Origin of the sequence: Streptomyces sp. SUK 48 (genome assembly GCF_009650765.1) — a bacterium.
Taxonomy (GTDB): domain Bacteria; phylum Actinomycetota; class Actinomycetes; order Streptomycetales; family Streptomycetaceae; genus Streptomyces.
The window spans coordinates 5,660,777-5,680,930 of sequence record NZ_CP045740.1 but is presented as its reverse complement, the minus strand read 5'-3'; the positions used below and the strand labels follow the sequence as shown (position 1 = coordinate 5,680,930).

Genomic DNA, 20,154 nt, shown 5'->3' with positions numbered 1-20,154 from the left:
CGCGGGCACCCGCAGCTGCATGGTCTCGTCGGCCCTGAGAGCGTCCACTCTCAGATGCAGGGTCCGGTCGGCGTCGAGCGGCTGCTCGCCCTGGCCGGAACGGCCCTCCCCTTGCGACGCATCGGTCACTATGCGTCTCCCCTCCGCACTCGCTCCTGCTCGCGCGGTGAGCTGAGCGTCCTCGCTACGGCGTTCACAAGTTATCAGCGAAGTTTTCGATTCCTCCGCACGAGTACCTGGTGCATCCCAACACTCATCAAACATTGAGACGCCACGTTTGCCCCCACGGTTACGCTGTGCTCATGCCTCGCTATGAATACCGCTGCCGGAGCTGCGGCGACACGTTCGAACTGAGCCGGCCGATGTCGGAGTCGGCGGCCCCGGCCCAGTGCCCCGCCGGGCACGCGGACACGGTGAAGCTGCTGTCCACGGTCGCGGTGGGCGGTTCGGCCCCGTCCTCGGCCTCCGCGCCCCAGGGGGGCGGTGGCTGCTGCGGCGGGGGCTGCTGCGGCTGACCCCGGCCGGGGCCCCACCGGGCCCCCACCGGGGGTCACCTACGGGGCGGCCGTGCGCGTCGCCTTCAGGAACTCTCTCAGGATGCGCTCCCCCGCCAGCACCCCCCGCTCCGGCAGCGCGCTGATCCCCGGCGCCAGCCATCCGGTGTCCGCCAGCTCGCCGTGGCCCGGCCGCCAGCCCCGGTCCGCGGCCAGCAGGAGATCGGCGTCCAGCAGGGAGTCACCTGCGGCCAGGGTCAGCTCCGCGCCGGTGCGGCGGGCCACCTCGCGGACGGCGGCGCTCTTGGTGAGCGGCCTCGGCACGGCGTAGAGCTTGCGGCCCTGGAGCGAGACGGTCCAGCCGCGGCCCTCGGCCCAGGCGGCCAGCTCCTTCACCCAGTCCTCGGGCAGCAGCTCGCGCTCGAGGACGAGGTAGGCGAACAGGTCCTCGGCGACCCGCTGCTTGCGCAGCCACACCGGGTCGGCGGCGCGCGTCAGATGCTCCTGGACCTCGGCCAGCGGAGCGCACTCGTCGGCGAGCCGGGCCAGCACCCGGGCGTGCCAGTCGTGGTCGGTGACGCCGTCGACGAGCAGATGGCCGCCGTTGGCGCAGATCGCGAACGCGGGCTGCGGGCCCGGCAGGTTGATGCGCTGGTACTGCTTGCGGGTCCGGGTCGTGGTCGGCACGAACACGGCCGCGTCCCCGAGGTCGGTCAGCAGCTGCGCCGCCGTCTCCGTCAGGTACGACAGCGGCCTGCTCTCGTGCACCTCCACGCACAGCAGCCGGGGCGCGCGGGCGTCCGGCATGGTCAGCGCGAGGGCCGCCGAGGAGTAGATCAGCGTCCGGTCGAGGTCGCTCGCCACCAGTACCGGCATCAGCCGTTCACCGCCCTGCCGTCGGCGCCGGTCGCCCCGCGCGTGTAGCGGGGGTGGATCAACCCGACGCAGGTGTACGGCAGTTCGTCCACCTCCTCGACCGGCACCCCGCGCTGCTCGGCGAGCAGCCGGACATGGTCCAGGTCGGCGCCCGCGCCCTTGTGCGCGAGGATCTTCCAGGGCACCCGGCGCAGCAGCACCCGGGTGGTCTCGCCGACGCCCGGCTTGACGAGGTTCACGTCGTGGATGCCGTACTCCTCGCTGATCCGCTCGACGGCCCGCCAGCCCGCCCAGGTCGGGGTGCGGTCCTCGGCCAGCAGTTCCTTGACGGCCTCCGCCACACCGTCGGCGACCTCGGGGAAGCGTGCCTCGACGGCGTCGAGGAAGGCCACGGAGACGTCGGCGTCCGCGAGTTCGCGGTAGAACTTCGCGCCGTGGAAGTCGTCCGGGCCGACCAGGTCGGCGCGCAGGACCGTACGCGAAATGAGCCCGGAGACGGTCGAGTTGAGGCAGGCGGAGGGGATGAGGAAGTCCTCGCGGGTGCCGTAGGTGCGCACACAGGAGCCGGGGTCGGCGAGGACGGCTATCTCCGGGTCGAACCCGCTGACGCCCTCCGCCTTCTCGAACTCCTCGATGGCCTGGGCGAGTTCGCGGGTGATGGCGCCCTTGCCGGTCCAGCCGTCCACGAACACCACGTCCCTGGGGTCGTGGTGGGCGGCGAGCCAGCGCAGCGCGGTGGCGTCGATGCCCCGGCCGCGCACGATGGACACGGCGTAGTGCGGCAGTTCGAGGCCGTGCCGGAAGTGCGCCCAGCGGCGCATCAGCACACCGACCGGGGTTCCGGCGCGGGCCAGCGACACCAGCACCGGGCGCGGCGACCTCTCGCCGAGGACCGTGTCGGTGACCACGCCGACGGCGCGGGCGATCCGCGCGGCCGAGGTGTCGAGGGCCGCGTGGAACAACTCCTGGTACTGGGCGCTGGGCTGGTACTCCACCGGCAGCGACTCGGCGTAGTGCGCCCCGCCGCTCTGGATGGCCTCCTCCCGCTCCTCGGTCGGCGCCTCCAGGGTGACGTCGGAGAGGTCCTGGAGCAGCCAGCCGACCTCCTCGGGCGGGTACGAGGAGAACGCGGGGCCGCGGAGGGGCTCGGGCAGCATGGCCGGCCTTTCGGGAGCGTGCGGGGGCGCGGGGACGTAGGAGGGGACGACCGCGAGCAGGACGTGCGGCACCTGCTCGGCGAGCCGCGCGAGCAGCCCGTCCGGAACGTGCAGCGCGGGGGTGTCGCCGGCCGAGTCGACCACGGCGACGACGGCGTCGAATCCGCCGCCCGCCACGTTGTAGGCGTACCGCTCGCCGGGCCCGTCGGCCGGGTCGTCGTGCGCCGGGAAGACGATGCGGCTGCGGATCGCGTAGCCGGGGTCGTCCACCGCGAGCACGGGCGAGCGTGTGGTGGTGGAGAACCGCACCGCGCCGTCCCGCGTCCGCTCCAGCTCACCGGCGAGCCGCAGGGGGGCGTACATCAGCTCCTCGGAGCCGAGGACGAGGACGTCGCGGGCGCCGGCGGGGAGGGCGTCGGCGATGCGGCCGGCCATCGCGGGGAGGGCGGCTTCGAGGCGGGCGCGGTGGGCGGGGGTGAATCCGTGCCGGCCGCCGTCGGGCAGACCGGCGGGCCAGCCGAGGTCCACGGTCCCGGGGGCGCGGGGCGGGACAGGCCGGGGCTCCGCCGCCCGGGCGCGCGCGACCGCGTCCGGCCCGTCCCCGGCCTCGTACCGCGCGACCAGCTCCTGCCCCTTCTCCAGCACGCCCTCCGGAAGCAGTACCGTCCCCGAGGCCGCGGCGACGAGATCCACCCGCGCCCCGATCTCCGCCGCGAACTCCTCCAGCCGCCGGACGTCCCGCGCCGAGCGCATGTCCACCAGCGCGACCACCGCGTACCGCGCCCGGGGGTGCCGGGCGTGCAGATCGCGGATCGTGTTCAGCACCGTGTTCCCGGTGGAGAACTCGTCGTCCACCAGCACCAGCGGCCCGTCCCCGGCCAGCAGCGCGGGATCCGAGGGCAGCAGCAGATGCGACGTGGCGTGCGAGTGCGCCTCCTCGAACCCGCCCGCGGGGGCCACCCCGGCGACCGGCCGGCGGGTGGAGTGCAGATACGGCGCCGTGCCGAGCCCGTCGGCCACCGCGTGCCCGAGGCCGGTCGCGGTCTCCGCGTACCCGAGGACGACCGCGCGGGCCGCCTCCCGCGCACCGAGCAGCGCGTGCACCCGCCGGCCGAGCCGCACCCCATGGCCGTACACCACCGAGGGTGTCTGCGGTACGTGCTTGCCGAGCACGTGGGAGACCAGCAGATGGGCCCGCTTGGGGTTGCGGCGCAGGGCGAGGCCCAGCATGGCCCGCAGCTCCTCGCCGCCCACTCCGTCGTCGCCCCGGAGTCCGACCCCGAGTCGCTCGGCGACCCAGCTGCCGGACCAGACCCCGTCGTTCACTGCGTTGTTCATGCGTTCCTTGGATGCGTCTCCCGGTGCGGGAGAGGTCAGTCGGGTATGCCGGCGGCGAGCAGTTCCACGAAGTTGACGTCCTCGTGCGCGACGCCGAACACCTCCGCGCGCAGCAGGGTCCGCTCGGCCCAGGCGCGGTGGGGTTTCACCTCGTTCATCTTGTTCGTATAGGCGGACCTGAGGACGCCCCCGCCGCCGCGTTCCGGCCGCAGGATGTCCTGGGCGTCGCTGTACTCCTCGTGGCTGACCACGGACAGCGTGTGCACGGGCAGCACATGGGAGGGGTGGATGCAGGTCTTGCCGAGCAGGCCGTTGGCCTGGTCGAGGGAGATCTCGCGCAGCAGCCCGTCCATGGCGTGCTCCAGCAGCTTCGCGCGCAGCTCGGCGGCCCGCACCTCCAGGAAGGGGCTCTGCCGCAGCTGGGGTTTGAACATGCGCTCGGAGAGGCGGAAGTACTCCCACACGGGCCCGGTGACCGTGAATCCGGTGCCGTCGGCGCGGCCCAGCATGTTCACCACGTCGGCGATGACGGAGGCGACGACCTGGACGTCGTAGGCGGTCATGTCGGGGGCGCGGCGCAGGCCGTAGGAGGAGCAGAAGTCGGTGACGCCGAGGCGCAGCGCGAGGACGCGGTCGCGGTACTTGTCCACGGTGCGGAAGATGCCCTCCAGGGTCTCCACGCGCGACTCGCGGTAGAGCAGCTCCGGGGACTCCAGGACCGGCATGGCGAAGAGCCGGCGCCCGGCTTCGGCCTCGGCGGCGGTCAGGGCCTCCAGGAAGGACAGGCCGCGCTCCCCGGTGAACTTGGGCAGTACGAATCCGGACAGCAGCCGCACGGAGGGGCCGAGGCGGCGGACGAGGTCGGGGATCTGCTCGGGGGTGCGCACCCGGATGAACAGCAGCGGGGGCTCGGCGTCCGCCCGGGAGCCGAGGTCGGCGAACTGCCGGACCAGGTTCTCCTCACCGGCCGGTACGTCCGCGTCGCCGATGGAGTCCTCCAGGCACAGCACCATGGAGACCACGCCGTTGCCCGCCTGCCGGAGGATGTCGTCGGCGAGCCGGGGCCGGGTGGCCGGGCTGTACAGCGTGGCGCCGAGGGCGGCGGCCAGCAGCCGGGCCGGGGAGTCGGCGGTGAACGCGCACGGCTCCCGATGGAAGAGGCGCTGCCGGACCTCGGGGGCGATATGCCCGAAATGACGCATAGGACTCCCCCAAGAGGTGCGACCCGGGATTGAGGATTCGGTAAAGGGTGGCCGGTAATAGTACGTAGGGTGACCTGTCCGAAGTTCCCTCCTGGCGTGAATTTCCGGTAACTCCACTGTGTCGGTCACGGGCACCCCCCGCATTGTCGTGGCCAGGACCGAGAGGGCAGGATGACGGCATGACGCACGCGATGCTGAAGGGGTCGAACGTCCCGCTGGAGGCCACCACGGTGCGCGCCGTGCTGCGCTGGACGCCGGGGACGTCGGTCCCGGACGTGGACGCCTCGGCGCTGCTGCTGGGCGCCGGCGGCCGTGTGCGCTCGGACGAGGACTTCGTGTTCTACAACCAGCCCCGGCATCCCTCGGGCAAGGTGTGGCGGCTGGGCAAGAAGCGGGTCACCGAGGGGCTGACCGACACGATCCAGTCGGAGCTGACGGGGGTCGAGCCGGAGATCGGCCGGATTCTGCTGGTCGCGTCCGCGGACGGGGTCACCTTCGACCGGGTGCCGAACCTGAGCATCGCGCTGTACGACGCCGCCGTCGCCGACGGTGAGCCGTGGGCGGAGTTCGAGATCAAGCCGGAGACCGGCGCGGAGACGGCGATGATCTGCGGTGAGCTGTACCGCCGCGGGGAGGGCTGGAAGTTCCGGGCGCTGGGCGAGGGCTATTCCAATGGCCTCAAGGGACTGGCCACGGACTTCGGCATCTCGGTGGACGAGTCGGAGGAGCCGACGGCCGCGGAGCCCGCGGCGGACGAGGGCGTCACGGTGTCCCGGCCGCTGCCCCCGGAGCAGCCCACGTCGGCGGTGCCGCCGCAGCCGGGATACGGGTTCCCGCCGCCGGCCTCGGCCCCGGTGTACGGCTATCCGCAGCCCGTACCCGCGCCCTTCGCCCCGGACCCGGGCTTCCGGCTGCCGCCGCAGGGGCCGCAGTTCATCGGGCGGTAGCGGCCCCGAGCGCCGGCGGAGGTCAGACCTTCGCCTTGTAGCCCCGGCCCCACTGGAGCCCCCATCCGTACAGCCGGTCCAGCTCGGCCTGGAAGCCGTAGACGAACTTGACCTCGCGGCGGACCATCAGCTCGCCCTTGACGTTCTCGATGAGCAGGACGGCGCAGGAGCGGGCCTGGGGGTGGCGCTCGTCCAGGCTGATCTCCAGCCGGGGGCCGCTGCTGGGGTACAGGGTGACGATGGCGTGCGTGCGGTCGAACGCCGGGGTCTGGTCGTAGATGTAGACGAAGACCAGGATGCGTTTGATGGACTCGCGGTGGTCGAGGTTGATGTACATCGTCTCGCCGGAGCCCGAGCCGAACCGGTCGTCACCGCTGATCTTGATGTACGGCACCGCGTTGATGTCGCCCAGGTAGTCGCCCAGCGGCTGTACGACGCCCTTGGTGCCGTCGGCCAGTTCGTACAGGCAGCCCAGGTCGAGGTCGACGTCGACCATGCTCTGCCCGTGGCCCTGGATCTCCGGCGGCTTGAGGGCCTTGAGGGGGTGCCGCAGCAGGCTGGGGCGCTGTGCGCCGAAGTCGGAGGTGCGCATCCGCCAGGTGAGGTTGACCCGCAGATGCCCGGTGGCCGCGCCCTGCTTGGTGAGGGAGGCCGACTGGCGCCGCTTGGTGAGCTCGATGGCGTTGGCGGCGTTGCCGGAGTCGAAGTCGACCGCGCGTGCGCCCAGCAGTCCGTCGAAGAAGCCCATGTCCCGCCCCCAGGTCGTCGTCCGCATGCGTGCGGGGCGGCGGCCGTGCCCGCCGCCCCGCACAGAGCGTTCCTCATGGATCAGGGTGTCACACCCCGGAGGAGACCTCGGCCTTCTCCCCGGTGCCGCCTTCGGCCGCCGCGAGGGCCCGGTTCCTTCGTACGGAGGACCAGAAGGACAGGGCGATCAGGACGACGCCGACGAGGCCGGTGATCACCTCGTTGATCTGGTACTGGATGGTGACCATCAGGATGATGGCCAGGGCGCCGATCGCGTAGTGGGCGCCGTGCTCCAGGTAGACGTAGTCGTCGAGGGTGCCCTGGCGGACCAGGTAGACGGTGAGCGAACGGACGTACATCGCGCCGATGCCGAGGCCCAGGGCCATCATCACGATGTCGTTGGTGATGGCGAAGGCGCCGATCACACCGTCGAAGGAGAAGGACGCGTCCAGGACCTCCAGGTAGAGGAACATGAAGAACGCGGCCTGGCCGGCCAGCAGGACGGCCGACTTCTTCTTGCCGGTGCGGGCGGCCTCTTCCTCCTCCTCGTGCTCGCGCTCCTCCTCTTCCTCGAGCCGGTCCTCGAAGAAGCCGGAGAGACCGCCGACGATCATGTACGTGATCAGACCGGCGATGCCGGAGATCAGGACCGTCTGCGCCTTGTCGATGTGCGCGCCGCCGTGCTGGTGGGCGTGGGTGGCGAAGGTGAAAGAGGTGATCAGCAGGACGATCAGGGCGATGCAGACCGACAGCATGTCGACCTTGCCGAGCTTGGCCAGCGGACGCTCGATCCACTGGAGCCACTTTATGTCCCGGTCCTCGAAGATGAAGTCCAGGAAGATCATCAGCAGGAACATGCCGCCGAAGGCCGCGATCGCCGGGTGGGCGTCGGTGACCAGCTGCTGGTAGCGGTCCTTGTCGGCGAAGGCGAGGTGCACCGCGTCGATCGGGTTGAGCTTGGCGGTGATGGCCACGATGACGACGGGGAAGACCAGCCGCATGCCGAAGACGGCGATGAGGACGCCCACCGTGAGGAAGATCTTCTGCCAGAAGGCGTTCATCTTCTTCAGGATCCCGGCGTTGACCACCGCGTTGTCGAAGGACAGCGAGATCTCCAGGACGGCGAGGATCGCCACCACCCCGAACGCCTCCCACCCCCCGTAGAGGACGGCGGCGACCAGGCCGATCGCGGTGACCGCGAACGACCAGCCGAAGGTTTTCAGTAGCACTGGTTACCCCATCGTGTTGTGGGGGCGCCTCCCATGAGGGTCTCCCCCGCGCCGAGCACGGCTTTACGAAACGTTGACCCCAAAGTCTAGAGCGATGCCGCGCAGTCCCGACGCGTACCCCTGACCGACCGCCCGGAATTTCCATTCGCCCTGGTAGCGGTACAGCTCGCCGAAGATCATGGCGGTTTCGGTGGAGGCGTCCTCGCTGAGGTCGTACCGGGCGAGTTCTTGACCGTCCGACTGGTTGACGACCCGGATGAAGGCGTTGGAGACCTGTCCGAAGGTCTGTCCGCGCTCGTCGGCCATATGGATGGAGACCGGGAAGATGATCTTCTCGCACTGGGGCGGGACCTTGGGGAGGTCCACCAGGATCGACTCGTCGTCGCCCTCGCCCTCACCCGTGAGGTTGTCGCCGGTGTGCTCGACCGAACCGTCCGGGCTCTTGAGCTGGTTGTAGAAGACGAACCACTCGTCGCCCATCACCCGGTTGTTGGCGCCGCACAGCAGCGCGCTGGCGTCCAGGTCGAAGGGGGCGCCGGTGGTGGAGCGCGCGTCCCAGCCGAGCCCGATCATGACGTTGGTGAGGTTCGGTGCGGCCTTGGAGAGGGAGACATTGCCTCCCTTGGCGAGCGTCACGCCCATGATTGCTGGTCCTCCCCTGACAGTGCTTCCTGTTTCCTGCGCGTCCGGCGCCGGCCGTAAACGGCGCGGCGCCGGACGGTGTCCCAGCTGACGGACGTCAGACGTTGACGCCGAAGTCCTGGGCGATGCCGCGCAGCCCGGACGCGTAGCCCTGGCCGATGGCGCGGAACTTCCACTCCGCGCCGTTGCGGTACAGCTCGCCGAAGACCATGGCGGTCTCGGTGGAGGCGTCCTCGCTGAGGTCGTAGCGGGCGATCTCGGCCTCGCCGGCCTGGTTGACGACGCGGATGAACGCGTTGCGCACCTGGCCGAAGGACTGCTGGCGGTTCTCGGCGTCGTAGATCGACACCGGGAACACGATCTTGTCCACGTCGGCGGGCACGCCGGCGAGGTTGATCTTGATCTGTTCGTCGTCGCCCTCGCCCTCACCGGTGATGTTGTCGCCGGTGTGCTCCACGGAGCCGTCGGGGCTCTTGAGGTTGTTGAAGAAGACGAAGTGCTGGTCGCTGATGACCTTGCCGGAGTTGTTCAGCAGCAGCGCGCTCGCGTCGAGGTCGAAGTCGGTGCCGGTCGTGGTGCGCACGTCCCAGCCCAGTCCGACGATGACGGCGGTCAGGCCCGGGGCCTCCTTGGTCAGCGAGACGTTGCCGCCCTTGCTGAGGCTGACTCCCACGAGTCCTCCATGTGGTGTCGAGGGGCGGGGAGCCCCGTCGTGCTTCGGATATGGGATCAACGAGCCGATCCTAGTGACGAGTTCCCGCCCCCCGCAGACCCTGGACCCGAAGAATCACAGGTTCGGCCGACCGGCCGACTAGAGGGTGTCGAGCGCCTTCACGTACTCGTTCAGGTCGCGCGCGTCCGGCAGCCCGTTGACCACGGTCCAGCGCACGACGCCGTCCTTGTCGATGATGAAGGTGCCCCGCACCGCGCAGCCCTTGTCCTCGTCGAAGACGCCGTAGTCGCGCGAGACGTTGCCATGCGGCCAGAAGTCGCTGAGCAGCGGATACTCCAGGCCCTCCTGCTCGGCGAAGACGCGCAGGCTGTGGATGGAGTCGTTCGAGACGGCGAGCAGCTGGGTGTCGCGGTCGGCGAACCTCGGCAGGTTGTCGCGCAGCTCGCACAGCTCGCCGGTGCACACGCCGGTGAAGGCGAAGGGGTAGAAGAGCAGGACCACGTTCTTCTCGCCGCGGAAGTCGGCGAGCCGCACCGTGCGGCCGTGGTTGTCCTTGAGCTCGAAGTCGGGTGCCTTGTCGCCGACCTGGATCGCCATGTCGTGCTTCCCTTCGGTGGGCTGTTCGGGTGAGAGCACAGCAAACGCTCTGATCCACCCTACGCAGCGATCACCTGGGGTCCGGACGGGCCGGGGCGAGATCCGGCCCGTCCGGTCGCGGTCACCGCTTCGACTTGGCCGCCTTCGGCGTGGCCAGCCGGCTGCCGCTCCAGTCCTTGCCGACGCTGACGCTCTTCGCGGCGGTCAGGCCGGCCGTCGTCGCGGCTTCCGAGATGTCGCTCGGCTCGACGTATCCCGAACGGCCGGTCTTCGGCGTGAGGAGCAGAATCGCGCCGCCCTCTTCGATGTACGTGGTGGCGTCCACCAGCGCATCCGTCAGGTCGCCGTCGTCGTCCCGGAACCAGAGCACGACGGCATCGGCCACGTCGTCGTATTCCTCGTCCATCAGGTCGCCCTCGACGGCTTCCTCGATGGCCTGGCGGAGTTCCTGGTCGACGTCGTCGTCGTAGCCGATCTCCTGGACCACCTGTCCGGGCTGGAACCCCAGCCTGGCGGCAGGGTTCGTCCGCTCCTCCGCGTGGTCCGCGGTCGCGCTCACGGGTTGCCTCCTGATCATGTCTGGTGAATATCTCAGCCACGCGCGTGCGCGAAGCATTGGCCGTAGTCCACACGGGCGGGGCGGATAGCGCAAGTACCCGGCCGTCCCGGCCGTCGAAACGGTGACGATACCGGCCGTGTCGTGGCAACTCCTGGCACCGTATCTCGATTCCTCGCCACCCACATCACCCGCATGTGCCCGGTTTGCGCTCAGCGGAATCATCCGCGGCCGGAACCATCGAACAACTTTGCCAAGCGCGTCACACCCCGGGCGTATCGTTGCGTTTTGACCGGCGGTGTGCTCCGGCGGTACGCGGGGTGGCGCAGGTGGAGATGACGGGCGTCCCCCCGAGGTACACGATGGGGAACGGCGCGGGCACTGGCAGTAGGCATGAGCGGCAGCGCTGACGAGCAGTAGGCACGAGCAGCGACAACCGGCCCTCCGACAGGTAAGGAACAGCGTGGCTTCCGGATCCGATCGCACCCCGATCATCATTGGCGGCCTTCCGAGTCAGGTGCCTGACTTTGATCCCGAAGAGACCCAGGAGTGGCTCGACTCCCTGGACGCCGTCGTGGACGAGCGCGGCCGTGAGCGGGCGCGCTATCTCATGCTGCGGCTGATCGAGCGGGCCCGCGAGAAGCGCGTGGCCGTGCCCGAGATGCGCAGCACGGACTACGTGAACACGATCCCGACCAAGAGCGAGCCGTTCTTCCCGGGCAACGAGGAGATCGAGCGCAGGATTCTGAACGCGACGCGCTGGAACGCGGCCGTGATGGTCTCGCGCGCCCAGCGCCCCGGCATCGGCGTGGGCGGCCACATCGCCACCTTCGCCTCCTCGGCGTCCCTGTACGACGTGGGCTTCAACCACTTCTTCCGCGGCAAGGACGAGGGCGACGGCGGCGACCAGGTCTTCTTCCAGGGCCATGCCTCCCCCGGCATCTACGCCCGTGCCTATCTGCTGGACCGGCTCACCGAGAACCAGCTGGACGGCTTCCGCCAGGAGAAGTCGGCGTACCCGAACGGACTGTCCAGCTACCCCCACCCGCGCTCCATGCCGGACTTCTGGGAGTTCCCGACGGTCTCCATGGGCCTCGGCCCGCTGGGCGCGATCTACCAGGCGCGGATGAACCGCTACATGGAGGCGCGCGGCATCGCGGACACCTCCAAGTCGCATGTGTGGGCGTTCCTGGGCGACGGCGAGATGGACGAGCCGGAGTCGCTCGGCCAGCTCACCCTCGCGGCCCGGGAGGGCCTGGACAACCTGACCTTCGTGGTCAACTGCAACCTCCAGCGCCTGGACGGCCCGGTGCGCGGCAACGGCAAGGTCGTCCAGGAGCTGGAGTCGGTCTTCCGGGGCGCCGGCTGGAATGTGATCAAGCTGATCTGGGACCGCTCCTGGGACCCGCTGCTCGCGCAGGACCGGGACGGCGTCCTGGTCAACAAGATGAACATGACGCCGGACGGGCAGTTCCAGACGTACGCGACCGAGTCGGGCGCCTACATCCGCCGGCACTTCTTCGGCGACGACCACCGGCTGCGCGCCATGGTCGAGAACCTGAGCGACGACCAGATCCTGCACCTGGGCCGCGGCGGCCACGACCACCGCAAGATCTTCGCGGCGTTCAAGGCGGCCAACGAGCACAAGGGCCAGCCGACGGTCATCCTGGCCAAGACGATCAAGGGCTGGACGCTGGGCCCGAACTTCGAGGGCCGCAACGCGACCCACCAGATGAAGAAGCTGACGGTCGACGACCTGAAGCGCTTCCGGGACCGGCTGCACCTGCCGATCTCCGACCGCGAGCTGGAGTCCGGCCTGCCGCCGTACTACCACCCGGGGCGGGACTCGGAGGAGATCCAGTACATGCACGACCGCCGCACGGGCCTCGGCGGGTACGTCCCCACGCGCGTGGTGCGCTCCAAGGCGCTCGCGCTGCCGGACGACAAGGCGTACGCGACCGTGAAGAAGGGCACCGGTCAGCAGTCCATCGCGACCACGATGGCCTTCGTACGGCTGCTCAAGGACCTCATGCGGGACAAGGAGATCGGGCGGCGCTTCGTGCTGATCGCGCCGGACGAGTACCGCACGTTCGGCATGGACTCCTTCTTCCCGAGCGCGAAGATCTACAACCCGCTCGGGCAGCAGTACGAGTCGGTGGACCGGGAGCTGCTGCTTGCCTACAAGGAGTCGCCGACCGGCCAGATGCTGCACGACGGCATCTCCGAGGCGGGCTGCACGGCCTCGCTGATCGCGGCGGGCTCCGCGTACGCGACGCACGGCGAGCCGATGATCCCGGTGTACGTCTTCTACTCGATGTTCGGGTTCCAGCGCACCGGCGACCAGTTCTGGCAGATGGCGGACCAGCTGGCGCGCGGCTTCGTCCTCGGTGCGACGGCGGGCCGTACGACGCTCACCGGCGAGGGGCTGCAACACGCCGACGGGCACTCGCAGTTGCTGGCCTCCACGAACCCGGCGTGCGTCGCGTACGACCCGGCGTACGCCTACGAGATCGCGCACATCGTCCAGGACGGGCTGCGCCGTATGTACGGCAGCTCGGACGAACACCCGCACGGCGAGGACGTCTTCTACTACCTCACCGTCTACAACGAGCCCATCCAGCACCCCGCGGAGCCGGCCGGGGTGGACGTCGAGGGCATCGTCAAGGGCATCCACAAGCTCTCCGACGGCCCCGGCGGGGCGATCCCGGCGCAGATCATGGCGTCGGGCGTCGCGGTGCCGTGGGCCCTGGAGGCGCAGCGCGTCCTCGCCGAGGACTGGAACGTACGGGCCTCGGTGTGGTCCGCGACGTCCTGGAACGAGCTGCGGCGTGAGGCGGTGGCCTGCGAGCAGCACAATCTCCTGCACCCGGAGGAGGAGCAGCTCGTGCCGTACGTGACGCGCAAGCTGAGCGGCTCGGAGGGTCCGTTCGTGGCCGTGTCCGACTGGATGCGGTCGGTGCCGGACCAGATCGCGCGGTGGGTGCCCGGCACGTACCAGTCGCTGGGCGCGGACGGCTTCGGCTTCGCGGACACGCGGGGGGCGGCGCGGCGCTTCTTCCACATCGACGCGCAGTCGATCGTGGTCGCGGTGCTCACGGAGCTGGCGCAGGCCGGCCAGGTGGACCGCTCGGTGCTGAAGCAGGCGATCGACCGGTACCAGGTGCTGGACGTGACGGCGGCGCACCCCGGTGCCGCCGGGGGCGACGCGTGACGCTGCCGTAGGGGCGCGGGCCGGCCGCGGCGAAGCGCCCCTCCAGGGGCGCGGGGAACCGCGCGACCGGCCACGACGCCCGCGCGGCCCGCACCCGGCGGCGGACCGCGGCCGCACACTGCACCCCTCCCGCAGTGTGCGGCCGCGGCCGGGCTTCCGGTGGGAAACTCTGTCCCGCGCGGAGCGCACCGCGCCAGGGATCTTGGCCGGAGTCACTCTGATAGGCGACCGGGGTCAGATGTGCCCCACGCCCGCCCCGCCTCCGCGTTCCCGCCCCGCTTGGTGAGCAGCGCGACCAGGACCGCGGCCACGGCGACGCCCGCCGCGACCAGGCACGCGAGGCTCATCCCGGAGATGAACGTGTCGTGCGCCACGGTCGTGATCCTGGCGGCTATCTCGGCCGGTATCCCCTTCTGCACCGGCGCCACCCCGGCCTGCACCGCCTCCGACGCCTGGTCCAGCTGGGCCGGCTTCAGCGGCGGCAGCCCCGCGCGGGACCAGTTGCCCGGCAGCGCGCTGTCGACCCTGGAGGCCATCACCGCGCCCAGCACCGCCGTGCCGAGGCTGCCGCCGATCTGCATGGCGGCCTGCTGGAGGCCGCCGGCCACACCGGACAGCTCCATCGGCGCGTTGCCCACGATGACCTCGGTCGCGCCGACCATGACCGGGGCGAGGCCGAGGCCGAGGAGGGCGAACCAGACGGACATCACGCCGCCGCCCGTGCCGGCCTTGAGCGTGGACATGCCGTACATGGCGATCGCGGTCGCGGCCATGCCGCCGGCCAGCGGGACCCGCGGGCCGAGCTTGGTGATCGCGGCGCCGGCGAGCGGCGAGGCCACGATCATCATGCCGGTGAGCGGCAGCAGGTGCAGACCGGCGTCGACCGGGGACATCCCGTGCACGTTCTGGAGATAGAAGGTCACGAAGAACAGGCCACCCATGAAGGCGATGGCCATCAGGACCATGAGGACCACACCGGCCGACAGCGGCACGGAGCGGAACAGGCCGAGCGGGATGAGCGGTTCGGCGACCCTGGTCTCCCAGAACGCGAAGAACGCGAAGAGCAGGACCGAGGCGACGATGAAGCCCCACGTCCTGCCGTCGCCCCAGCCCCAGCTCGGTGCCTTGATGAGGGCCCAGACGAGGCAGAACATCGCGCCGGACAGCAGCGCGATGCCGAGCACGTCGAAGGAGCGCGGCGCGTTCCGGGCGCGGTGGTCGAGCAGGATCAGCAGGCCCAGGACCAGGGCGAGCGCGCCGACCGGCACATTGATGAAGAACACCGACTGCCAGTTGACGTGCTGCACGAGCACGCCGCCGAGGATCGGGCCGCCCGCGGTGGACGCGCCGATCACCATGCCCCAGATGCCGATGGCCATGTTGAGCTTCTCGGCCGGGAACGTGGCCCGCAGCAGGCCGAGCGCGGCCGGCATCAGCAGCGCGCCGAACAGGCCCTGGAAGACGCGGAAGGTGACGACCGCGGCGATGCTGTCGGACAGCCCGATCGCGCCGGAGGCGACGGCGAAGCCGGTCACGCCGATGAGGAAGGTCTGCCGGTGCCCGAAGCGGTCACCGAGCTTGCCCGCGGTGATCAGGGTGACCGCGAGGGCGAGGAAGTAGGCGTTGGTGATCCACTGCACATCGGCGAAGGTCGCGTGCAGATGGTCGCGGATGGCCGGGTTGGCGATGGCCACGATGGTGCCGTCCAGGGCCACCATCATGACCCCTACGGCGACGGTGATCAGGGTGAGCCACGGGTGGCCGCGCATCCCTGTGGCCGGCGCTCGCTCCGTCTGGGCCGGCGAGGCTCCGTCACCCGGGCCCGTCGTGTCGATGGTGGTCTGACCAGTCATGCGTTCGAGACTAGTGACAGCCTCTGACAGTTGACAAACATTTTCATAAGTCGGTAACTGACCGGGCAGACTGCACATAGGCTGAGCTGGTCGAACGTTCGGAAAGGGGCAGTCGAGGGGCCATGGAGACGCTGCGCGAGCGCAAGAAGCGGCGTACCCGGGAGTCGCTGCTGCGGGCCGCTCTCGAACTGTTCACCGCCCAGGGGTACGAGCGCACCACGGTGGACGAGATCGCCGCCGCCTGCGAGGTCTCGCAGCGCACCTTCTTCCGCTACTTCGGGGGCAAGGAGGACGCCGCCTTCGCGGTCCAGGAGATGACGGAGGCCCACTTCCTGTCCGCGCTGCGCGCCCGGCCGCCGCACGAGGCGCCGATGGAGGCGCTGCGGCAGGCCGTCCTGGAGGACTGGGAGTCGATCCGCGAGACCGTCGAGTCGGCCGTGCCGATGGAGCTGTATCTGCGCATGTACCGGACGATCGAGTCCACGCCCGCGCTGCTCGCCGCCCATCTGCGCCGCTCGACCGCCGTGGAGGAGAGCCTCGCCCGGCTGCTGGCCGAGCGGGAGGGAGTGGACGTGGACGCCGACCCCCGGCCGAGGCTCGCGGTGGCCGTGTTCGGCGGGGTGATTCGGGTCACGGAACGGCAGTGGTGCCTGGGCCGGGACTTCAGCCTGGAGGCCGTCAGATCGCTCACCGTCTCCTACCTCGATCAGGTGAGTTCGGCGCTCCAGGGGAACTGGCGCGCGGACTGAGGCCGTTGGCACGACGTCGGGAAGATCGACGGAAGCGCGTTCGGGGGCCGCCGACGGGGTGTTCGGCAGATCGACCGCGACAGGTTCGAAAGATCGTTCACCGGGTGTTCGATCTCCGTCGAAACGTGATCCCGGTCACTGGGTTACCGCGAGACCGTCTCGTTCTCCTAGTGTGTCCTCCCAGTGACTTCCTTCGACACCTCCTCCCCGCAACTCAACGTCTGGCGCGCCATGCTGGCGCTGGCCGTCGTGTTCGTGATGCTCGCCACCACCGGTTGGACCGCCCTGCGCACCCACCCGGAGTCCGGCGAACTCCAGGCGTCCCGCGCCAAGTGGACGCACGGCAGCCTGCACGGCCGGCCGCTGCCGGCCCCGGGTGCCGACCCGGCGCGGCTCACCCGCTTCTTCGCCTCGCTCTCCGCGCAGGACCGCTCCCGCCTCGCCCACCGCTATCCGCTCGCGGTGGGCAACATGAACGGCGCGCCGGTCTCCCTGCGCTACCAGGCCAACCACCTCGCCCTGGCGCAGCAGCACACGGTCGAGCGCGAGCGCATGCACGACAGCCGGCTCAGCACGGCCGGCCAGCAGGACGCGGGCCGTCGTATGCACCGCTACGAGTCGCTCATGACCCCCGGCCGCCAGATCCTCTCCTTCGACCCGGCGGGCGCCGGCCGCATCTCCGAGGTGTTCGGGAACCTGACGAAGGCGCAGCGGATCTCGGTCGTCGTCCCCGGTGTCGACACCGACCTGCTCACCTTCCAGAAGACCAACCGCCCCTACACCGCCCCGGTCGGCATGGCCAAGGCGCTGTACGCGGCGGAGCACGCCGCCGCCCCGAGGACGCGTACGGCCGTGATCGCCTGGGCCGACTACACCTCCCCCGACGGCCTCGGCGTGGACGCGGCGACCGGGGCGCGCGCGGCGGAGGGCTCCCTGCGGCTGAACGCGCTGCTGCGGTCCCTGCCCGGCCGGGCCCCGGTGTCGATGTTCTGCCACAGCTACGGCTCCGTGCTGTGCGGGGTCGCCGCCCACGGCATGCCCGGGCGGGTCTCCGACATAGCGGTGGCCGCCAGCCCCGGGATGCGGGTCTCCAGGGCCGCCGACCTGGACACCACCGCCCGGGTGTGGGCCATGCGGGACGCCACCGACTGGATCCAGGACGTGCCGTACCTGGAACTGGGCGGGCTCGGGCACGGCGCCGATCCGGTCGCCGCGGGCTTTGGTGCCCGGGTGCTGTCCGCGCGGGACGCGCAGGGCCACGCCGGCTACTTCACGCCGGGCACGGACAGCCTGCGCAACCTCGCCGAGATCGGCACGGGCGCGTACGGCTCGGTGACGTGCGCCGGTGGAAACGACGTCTGCCGGGCCGGTCTGTCCGCGACGACGACGGCCCGACGCGCGTAGAAACAGCAGGAAGTGCGGTCCGCGAAGGTGGCGACGGAAAAGGACGTGCCGCATACGATGAGCCGCATGGGTGACGTACTGGCGGGTTTTCATGCCGTCTGGGAGTTCGAGTCCGACTCCGTGCTCATCCGCTACGAACGGGGCATTCGAACACCGAAGTTGTTCCAGGCGCTCGGCGAACGGCGGATTCCGCTGTCGGCCCTGGAAGAGGTCACGCTCGCTCCGGGCCGGCGTGGCACCCTCGTCCTGCGGCTGGTGCCCCGTGCGGGCGCGGACCCGCTCATGGAGGCGGCGGACGGACAGCTGAAGGAGGGTTCCGACCCGTACCGGCTGGTCCTGCCGGCCGAGCGGGAGCCCCAGGCGGCGTCCCGCGCGGAGGAGTTGGCGGCGCGGCTGACCGAGTCGGGCCCCGCGGACCGGTATCTGGTGGCCGCGCCCGAGGCACCGCTCCAGTTCAAGGCGTACGACGGGAAGGCGACGTTCGACGGGACGTCCGTGCAGTTCCGCTGGTCCTGGACCGGCGCGTCCACGGCCAAGTGGAAGGCGGGCGACCAGAGTTACGCGGTCGCCGACCTCAGCGGGGTGGAATGGCGCTCACCGGAGGCCCTGGAGGGGTTCCTGCGGCTGCGCGCCTCGGGCACGTCCTCGGTCCCGGAGCCCGACCAGGACCCGGCGGCGGTGGTGTTCGGGCTGGGCTACGGCCCCGTGCACGAGTCGCTGCCGTTCGCCGCGGCGGTGCTCGCGGCCGTGCGGGCGCGCCGGCCGGTGCCCGCGGTGGCGCAGTGCCGCCGCGACCCCGCGGACATCGCCGAACGGATCCGGCATCTCGGGGAGTTGCACCAGGCCGGTCTGGTCACCGACGAGGAGTTCGCCGGCAAGAAGGCGGAACTGCTCGCGGAGCTCTGATCACTCCCGGCCGGCCGAGGTGAACGCCATGTCCGCGTACCGCTCGCCCGCCACCTTGCCCGCGATCGGCTCCAGCCGCGCCAGCTCGTCCTCGGTCAGGGTGATCCGGGTCGCGCCCACGTTCTCCTCGACCCGGCTCGCCTTGCGGGTGCCCGGGATCGGGATCACCGGCAGCGAGTCGACCGTCGCGCGCTGCTGGACCCAGGCCAGGGCGATCTGGGCGGCGCTCGCGCCGTGGGCGGCGGCGATGGTGTGCAGGGGCTGGAGGAGGGCCGCGTTGGCGGCGGCGTTGTCACCGGTGAAGCGGGGCTGCTGACGACGGAAGTCGTCGGACGTGAGGTCCTTCTCCGCGTTGGCGAACGCGCCGGTCAGGAAGCCGCGGCCGAGCGGCGAGTAGGGCACCAGGGTGACGCCCAGCTCCCGTGCGGCGGGCACCACATGCGCCTCGATGTCCCGGCTGAACAGGGACCACTCCGACTGCACGGCCGCGATCGGGTGCACGGCGTGCGCGGCGCGCAGTTCGTCGGCGGTGACCTCGCTGAGGCCGAGGTGCTTGACCTTGCCCTCGCGCACCAGCTCCGCCATGGTGGCGACGGTCTCCTCGATGGGCACGTTCACATCGCGGCGGTGCATGTAGTAGAGGTCGATCACGTCCACGCCGAGCCGCTGGAGGCTGCCCTCGACGGCCTCGCGGATGTACGGGGCGTCGTTGCGGATGATCCGCCGGTTCGGGTCGTCCTTCGGGATGGACAGGGCGAACTTGGTGGCGATCACCACCTCGTCGCGGTGGGCGCGGAAGAACGGGGCGAGGAACCGCTCGTTCTCGCCGGCGCCGTACGCGTCGGCGGTGTCGTAGAGGGTGACGCCCAGCTCCAGCGCCCGGTCCAGGGCGGCGCGCGCCTGCTCGGTGTCGGTGGGGCCGTAGCCGAAGCTCATGCCCATGCAGCCGAGTCCCTGTACACCGACCTCGGGCCCCTGCGCTCCCAGGCGGGCCGTCGGAATCCTGGTGTCGGTCATCGCGTGTTCCCCTCGGTAGCGTAAAAATCGATCTTGCGGTCGAGCACGGCGAGCGTGTCCCGCAGCTCCGCGATCCGGCCGAGCACGTCCCGGCGGGTCCGCTCCAGCAGTTCCTGCCGCTCCCGGTAGGTGCCGGCGCCCTCGCGCACCAGCTCCGCGTACCTGACCATGTCCGCCACCGGCATGCCGGTCAGCCGCAGCTTGGTCACCAGGTCCAGCCAGTCCAGGTCGCGGTTGGTGTACCGGCGCTGACCCGTGTGCGAGCGGTCGACGTGCGGCATCAGGCCGATCCGCTCGTACCAGCGCAGCGTGTGCGCGGTCAGGCCGGTGCAGGCGACGACCTCGCTGATCGTGTAGTGGTCTTGGCCGTCCGGGCGCGGGTGGCGCGGGGGCCGGGCGGAGCAGATGTCGGCGGGGTGTGAGTCCTCAAGGGTCGCAGGCGTGGTCTGCATCACCGTCATGCCTCAACGCTATGACCTTGGAGTGCACTCCAAGCAAGCCGAGCCGGTAAGAAAACCGCAGGACCGGGCGCCGGGTGGCTGGATAGCGTGCGGGG

At 70.6% G+C, this 20,154-nt stretch carries 18 protein-coding genes; 6 read left to right on the top strand and 12 right to left on the bottom strand.

The features are described 5' to 3' along the window. Positions 1-302 precede the first annotated feature (302 nt). Positions 303-515, top strand: a complete 213-nt coding sequence (locus tag GHR20_RS24965; protein ID WP_148023894.1) for a zinc ribbon domain-containing protein — start codon at positions 303-305, stop codon at positions 513-515. A gap of 39 nt (positions 516-554) precedes the next feature. On the opposite strand, the gene GHR20_RS24960 is transcribed toward GHR20_RS24965, so the two are convergent. From GHR20_RS24960 to GHR20_RS24950, 3 genes are read right to left on the bottom strand one after another with little or no spacing between them, the layout of a single operon-like run. After that, positions 555-1,370: an HAD family hydrolase gene (locus GHR20_RS24960; protein ID WP_148023893.1), complete on the bottom strand. Its 816-nt coding sequence runs from the start codon at positions 1,368-1,370 to the stop codon at positions 555-557. Beyond that, positions 1,370-3,865: a phosphoribosyltransferase gene (locus tag GHR20_RS24955; protein ID WP_153814430.1), complete on the bottom strand. Its 2,496-nt coding sequence runs from the start codon at positions 3,863-3,865 to the stop codon at positions 1,370-1,372. The genes GHR20_RS24960 and GHR20_RS24955 overlap by 1 nt, the downstream gene beginning before the upstream one ends. A gap of 35 nt (positions 3,866-3,900) precedes the next feature. Then, the gene (locus tag GHR20_RS24950) at positions 3,901-5,067 is read right to left on the bottom strand and encodes an HpcH/HpaI aldolase/citrate lyase family protein (RefSeq protein ID WP_153814429.1); all 1,167 of its coding nucleotides are present in this window, start codon (positions 5,065-5,067) and stop codon (positions 3,901-3,903) included. A gap of 179 nt (positions 5,068-5,246) precedes the next feature. On the opposite strand from GHR20_RS24950, the gene GHR20_RS24945 reads away from it, so the two are divergent. After that, positions 5,247-6,014: a TerD family protein gene (locus GHR20_RS24945; protein WP_153814428.1), complete on the top strand. Its 768-nt coding sequence runs from the start codon at positions 5,247-5,249 to the stop codon at positions 6,012-6,014. Positions 6,015-6,036: 22 nt separating this feature from the next. Here GHR20_RS24945 and GHR20_RS24940 read toward each other — a convergent pair whose 3' ends face one another. The 6 genes from GHR20_RS24940 to GHR20_RS24915 form a co-directional block, all read right to left on the bottom strand. Further along, on the bottom strand, positions 6,037-6,762 hold the full coding sequence (locus GHR20_RS24940) for a Tellurium resistance (RefSeq protein WP_111582542.1): 726 nt from the start codon (positions 6,760-6,762) through the stop codon (positions 6,037-6,039). 88 nt (positions 6,763-6,850) lie between these two features. Continuing rightward, the gene (locus tag GHR20_RS24935) at positions 6,851-7,990 is read right to left on the bottom strand and encodes a DUF475 domain-containing protein (protein WP_111582165.1); all 1,140 of its coding nucleotides are present in this window, start codon (positions 7,988-7,990) and stop codon (positions 6,851-6,853) included. Positions 7,991-8,053: 63 nt separating this feature from the next. Next, complete coding sequence (locus GHR20_RS24930) at positions 8,054-8,632, bottom strand: TerD family protein (RefSeq protein ID WP_037661547.1); 579 nt, start codon at positions 8,630-8,632, stop codon at positions 8,054-8,056. Positions 8,633-8,729: 97 nt separating this feature from the next. After that, positions 8,730-9,305 (bottom strand): calcium homeostasis/redox stress adaptation protein, encoded by a 576-nt coding sequence (locus GHR20_RS24925; protein WP_037661546.1) that lies wholly within the window; start codon positions 9,303-9,305, stop codon positions 8,730-8,732. Between the two features lie 138 nt (positions 9,306-9,443). Further along, positions 9,444-9,902, bottom strand: a complete 459-nt coding sequence (locus tag GHR20_RS24920) for a peroxiredoxin (RefSeq protein ID WP_111582164.1) — start codon at positions 9,900-9,902, stop codon at positions 9,444-9,446. A 121-nt stretch (positions 9,903-10,023) separates the two neighbouring features. Then, positions 10,024-10,461 (bottom strand): DUF3052 domain-containing protein, encoded by a 438-nt coding sequence (locus GHR20_RS24915; RefSeq protein WP_037661542.1) that lies wholly within the window; start codon positions 10,459-10,461, stop codon positions 10,024-10,026. A 460-nt stretch (positions 10,462-10,921) separates the two neighbouring features. On the opposite strand from GHR20_RS24915, the gene aceE reads away from it, so the two are divergent. Next, on the top strand, positions 10,922-13,669 hold the full coding sequence (gene aceE / locus GHR20_RS24910) for a pyruvate dehydrogenase (acetyl-transferring), homodimeric type (RefSeq protein WP_153814427.1): 2,748 nt from the start codon (positions 10,922-10,924) through the stop codon (positions 13,667-13,669). A 212-nt stretch (positions 13,670-13,881) separates the two neighbouring features. Here the strand turns inward: aceE and GHR20_RS24905 are convergent, their stop codons facing one another. After that, a complete protein-coding gene (locus GHR20_RS24905; protein WP_153814426.1) occupies positions 13,882-15,522 on the bottom strand; it encodes an MFS transporter in 1,641 nt (546 codons plus the stop codon). 122 nt (positions 15,523-15,644) lie between these two features. On the opposite strand from GHR20_RS24905, the gene GHR20_RS24900 reads away from it, so the two are divergent. From GHR20_RS24900 to GHR20_RS24890, 3 genes are all read left to right on the top strand, one after another. Further along, positions 15,645-16,271: a TetR family transcriptional regulator gene (locus tag GHR20_RS24900; RefSeq protein WP_153814425.1), complete on the top strand. Its 627-nt coding sequence runs from the start codon at positions 15,645-15,647 to the stop codon at positions 16,269-16,271. Between the two features lie 183 nt (positions 16,272-16,454). Beyond that, positions 16,455-17,675 carry an alpha/beta hydrolase gene (locus GHR20_RS24895; RefSeq protein ID WP_153814424.1) on the top strand — a complete coding sequence of 407 codons (1,221 nt, stop codon included), beginning with the start codon at positions 16,455-16,457 and terminating at the stop codon, positions 17,673-17,675. Between the two features lie 66 nt (positions 17,676-17,741). Beyond that, entirely contained in the window at positions 17,742-18,581 is an 840-nt protein-coding gene (locus GHR20_RS24890) for a DUF4429 domain-containing protein (protein ID WP_111582541.1), read from the top strand. Here the strand turns inward: GHR20_RS24890 and GHR20_RS24885 are convergent, their stop codons facing one another. Then, positions 18,582-19,598: an aldo/keto reductase gene (locus GHR20_RS24885; protein ID WP_148023888.1), complete on the bottom strand. Its 1,017-nt coding sequence runs from the start codon at positions 19,596-19,598 to the stop codon at positions 18,582-18,584. After that, positions 19,595-20,059, bottom strand: coding sequence for a MerR family transcriptional regulator (locus tag GHR20_RS24880; protein WP_111582158.1), 465 nt, complete (start codon positions 20,057-20,059; stop codon positions 19,595-19,597). The genes GHR20_RS24885 and GHR20_RS24880 overlap by 4 nt, the downstream gene beginning before the upstream one ends. Positions 20,060-20,154: the final 95 nt, after the last annotated feature.